This is a genomic window from Mesorhizobium sp. M4A.F.Ca.ET.090.04.2.1, from assembly GCF_003999085.1.
Classification (GTDB): domain Bacteria; phylum Pseudomonadota; class Alphaproteobacteria; order Rhizobiales; family Rhizobiaceae; genus Mesorhizobium.
This window is the reverse complement of the sequence record NZ_RZOT01000570.1, coordinates 1-3,759: the sequence shown is the minus strand read 5'-3', so window position 1 is coordinate 3,759 and position 3,759 is coordinate 1. Positions and strand designations below refer to the sequence as shown.

General features: G+C 66.6%; 3 protein-coding genes and 1 pseudogene. 1 reads left to right on the top strand and 3 read right to left on the bottom strand.

Annotation, left to right across the window (positions count from 1 at the left end; all coding sequences use genetic code 11):
• Positions 1-987: pseudogene (locus EN781_RS34585) on the top strand (CadC-family transcriptional regulator); the annotation flags it as partial.
• A gap of 81 nt (positions 988-1,068) precedes the next feature.
• On the opposite strand, the gene EN781_RS28250 reads toward EN781_RS34585, so the two are convergent.
• The 3 genes from EN781_RS28250 to EN781_RS28240 all read right to left on the bottom strand — a co-directional run.
• The gene (locus tag EN781_RS28250; RefSeq protein WP_126058644.1) at positions 1,069-1,887 is read right to left on the bottom strand and encodes an alpha/beta hydrolase; all 819 of its coding nucleotides are present in this window, start codon (positions 1,885-1,887) and stop codon (positions 1,069-1,071) included.
• On the bottom strand, positions 1,875-3,386 hold the full coding sequence (locus tag EN781_RS28245; RefSeq protein WP_126058643.1) for a pyridoxal-dependent decarboxylase: 1,512 nt from the start codon (positions 3,384-3,386) through the stop codon (positions 1,875-1,877). The genes EN781_RS28250 and EN781_RS28245 overlap by 13 nt, the downstream gene beginning before the upstream one ends.
• Before the next feature lie 61 nt (positions 3,387-3,447).
• The coding region (locus EN781_RS28240; protein WP_127400545.1) for a pyridoxal-phosphate dependent enzyme at positions 3,448-3,759 on the bottom strand (312 nt) is incomplete at its 5' end.

The window sequence follows — 3,759 nt, the reverse complement described above, 5'->3', positions numbered from 1 at the left end:
GTGCTGGAGGGCAGCGTCCGCAAGGCCGGCAGTCGGCTGCGCGTGGCCGGCCAACTCATCGAGGCGGCGTCGGGGGTGAATCTCTGGGCCGACCGCTTCGAAGGCGGTGTCTCGGAGGTGTTCGAACTGCAAGACCTCGTCGCCTCCAGTGTCATCGGTGCGATCTCGCCCAGGCTCGAACAGGCCGAGATGGCGCGTGCCAAGCGCAAACCCACCGAAAGTCTCGACGCTTACGATCACTATCTGCGCGGCATGGCGAGCCTTTACCGCTGGACGAGGGAGGGGCTGGAGGCGGCGCTGCCGCAGTTCTACAAGGCCATCGAGCTCGACCCCGATTTTGCGGCCGCTGAGGGCGCTGCCGCCTGGTGCTATTTCTGGCGGATGGCGAATGGCTGGATGACTGACCCGCAGAAGGAGACCGCCGAGGTCTCCCGGCTGGCCGGCAACGTCGCTATTGCCGGCCAGGATGACGCGGTGGCGCTGGCCTTCAGCGGCCTGGCGCTGGGCTATGTCATCGGTGACTACGAGGCCGGCTCGGCACTGGCCGACCGCGCGCTCGTGCTGAACCCGAACTGCGCGGCCGCCTGGAGCGCCAGCGGTTGCCTCAAGGCCTGCCACGACGATCCGGACATCGCCATCGAGCACCTGTCGCGGGCAAGACGGCTAAGCCCGCTCGATCCACTGACCTTCTTTATGCAGTGCTTCACCGCATTCGCCCATTTCACGGCCGGCCGCTACGACGCCGCCTGGCCAATTGCCGAGGCGGCCTCCCGCGCGCAGCCATATTATCTCACCGGCCTGCGCGTCGCCGCCGCCAGCAATGCAATGGCGGGCAGGTTGGATGCCGCGAGCAAGCATATCGCGGGCTCGCTGCGACTCGATCCCGAACTGACGCTTTCCAACCTCAAACACAGGGTGGGGCTGATCAAGCCGGACTATTTCGCCAGATATGTCGAAGCGCTGCGGCTGGCAGGCCTGCCCGAATGACAGATCCTGGCCGTGCTCTCTTCCATCGGCGAGCTTCCCTCTTGCGGCCTGGGCCTGTTTCGGCGCCGAGGCATTCGGCCGCTAGGCCACCATCGTAGGTTCCGGCAGCGCCGCGTCCGCAACCGTTAGGAATCGCCTCAGCAGCGCGGCGCATTTTTGCGCATGGGTCGCAATGAGGAAGTGGCCGGCGCCGTCGACGATCGCGCCACGCGCATCCGGCAGGGTCTGTTCCAGCAGATCGGTCATCGCGACCATCGCCGGATTGGCGAACTCGCCCCTGACGAGAAGAACCGGAATGTCGAGCGCGCGGTAGTCCTCGACCGATGCGCCGAAGCCGAAGTCCGTCAGCCAGTCGATCGCATTGGTCGCCGCTGTCTTGCGGCAGTAGTCGCGAACGGCCTCGGGCATCGCCGCAAAAGTGCCTGGACCGCCCCAGAAGTCGATGATCATGGCAGCCGCATCGGCTTCGCCGGCATCGACGGCTGCGATAAATTCGCGGCTGAGCTCCAGAACCGCGTCGTAGAGATCTCGCCGAGACTGTCGGTCGAGGAGTGCGAGGGGATTCGCCTCGAAAAGCGACAGGCTCGCCACATCGATTGAGTTTGCCAGGGCAGCGGCAAGGGCGACCGTACCGCCGAACGAATGCCCGACCAGATGCACGGGTTCGCCGGCGCGGCGTGCTGCATGCTCGATGATCCGAAGCTCGTGCCGCATGCCGAAATCATCGCGCCCGCGGGTCTCGGCGGTCGCGCCGTAGCCGCAGAGGCTGGTGCCAATCATGCGATGGCCGGGCGCAAGCCACTTCTGCATCGGCCGCCAGGCCGCATGGGTGCTGAACGACCCCGGAACGAACAGCACCGGCGGCCCCGAGCCATCTTCCACATAGTCTATCGAGGGCATGTTTGCTCTCCCGCCGGCGGCATCCGCGCCGCAAGTTCCGCGCCGATACGCAAGGTTTCCGCGACCAGCAGCTCGAGGTCCTCGCGGCGCGTCCGGTGGTTGGTGATCGCCGCCCTCAGGCAGTGCTGCCCATGCACTGTGGTGTCGGAGAGGACCGCGATGCCCTCTTCCTGCAGCCGCAGCATGATCTCGGTGTTGAGCGCCTTCAGCCGCTCGCCGGACAGGCCGCCGCCGCGATGGCGGAAGCAGACGATGTTGATGGTGACCGGCGCCGTCAGTTCGAGCGCCGGTTCTGCCTCGATCAGGCCGGCGAGATAGCGACCTTGAGCGATGTTCTGGTCGATCAGGCGGCCAAATTTCTCCACGCCGTGCTCCTTCAGCGCCATCCACACCTTGAGCGCGCGGAAGCCGCGCGACGTCTGCAGGCCGTAATCATGCAGCCATTGCCCCGAGGCAAGGCCGCGCGGCGCTGATTCCAGAAATTCCGGCGTGACGGCGAAGGTGCCGCGGTGCGCCTCGGCGTCGCGAACCAGCACGCAGCCCGCCTCGAACGGCGCATGCAGCCATTTGTGCGGATCGAGCGCGATCGAATGCGCCTGCTCGACGCCGGCGACAAGCGAGGCGTTCCCGGGCGCAATGGCAATCAGCGCGCCGATGCAGCCGTCGACGTGGAACCAGAGGTCTTCCTCCGCCGCCAGCGCCGCCAGCGCCTGCAGATCGTCGATCGCGCCGGTGTTGACCGTGCCGGCCGTGCCGATGACGCAGGCCGGCTTGAAGCCGGCGGCGCGATCCTCGGATATCGCCGCCCGCAGCGCTGCGAGATCGATGCGCAGCCCGGCATCCGTCGGGATGCGGCGCAGCGCGCGATTGCCGAGGCCGAGCGCTTCCATCGCCTTGCGATGGCAGGAATGGACTTGGTCCGAGGCGTAGAAGCGCAGCGGCATCGGAATGGCGGCAACGCCATGCTCGCGCACGTCGATACCGGCCTTGATGTTGCGCGCCACGGTGAGCCCGATGATGTTGGCCATCGAGCCGCCGCTGACGAGCGTGCCGCTGGCCGAGGCCGGAAAGCCCACCATCTCCTTGCACCAGTCGACCACCTGGCTGTCCATCAGTCCGGCGGCATGGTTGCCGCCGCCGAGATTGGAGCCCTGGATTGCCGCCAGGAAATCGCCGAGCGCGCCGGTGAAGTTGCTGGACCCCATGTACCATGCCCAGAAGCGCGGATGGACGTTACCCATCGGATAGGCCATGACGTTGCGGGCGACATCGCCGTAGACGTCGGCAAGCGGCGATGGCGTGCGCGGCAAGGGCGCCGTGAAGAAGGTCCGCACCTCGGCCGGCATCTCCTGCCATACCGGGCGCTCGCGGACATCGCGCAGATAGCCCATGGCATCGTCCATGATACGGTGCGAAAGGGCCTTCACATCGGCCCAGTCCGGCGGATCGAGCGTTTCGTCCGCGGTCATGCTTGTTGACGCTTCCCCCAAACTGTCCATTTGCCCCTCTCTCACATCTTGTGGCGCCGCCATCGAGGGCGGCGGCGCCACGGGTCTGTCGTCAGGCGTCGAACTGGCAGCTAGGCGTCGAACGCGACAGCGCCATCTCCTCGGCGTCCATCTCGGTCTCGATGCCATCGAACAGCGGCGTCGACATATAGCGCTCGCCGGTGTCGGGCAGCATGCATAGGATCACCGAGCCGGCGGGAGCCGTGCCGGCGATCTGGCGCGCCACGGCAAAGGTGGCGCCTCCGGAAATGCCGGTGAAGATGCCCTCCTGCTGCGCCAGCGCCTTCGCCCATTTGATGCCTTCCGGACCGGGGATCGGCACCACTTGGTCATAGAAGCGCTTGTCGATTGCTTCCTGCAGCAC

Coding starts and splice junctions, on each gene's coding strand:
- EN781_RS28250 (WP_126058644.1), bottom strand. CDS start 1,887: ATGCCCTCGATAGACTATGTGGAAGATGGCTCGGGGCCGCCGGTGCTG.
- EN781_RS28245 (WP_126058643.1), bottom strand. CDS start 3,386: ATGGACAGTTTGGGGGAAGCGTCAACAAGCATGACCGCGGACGAAACG.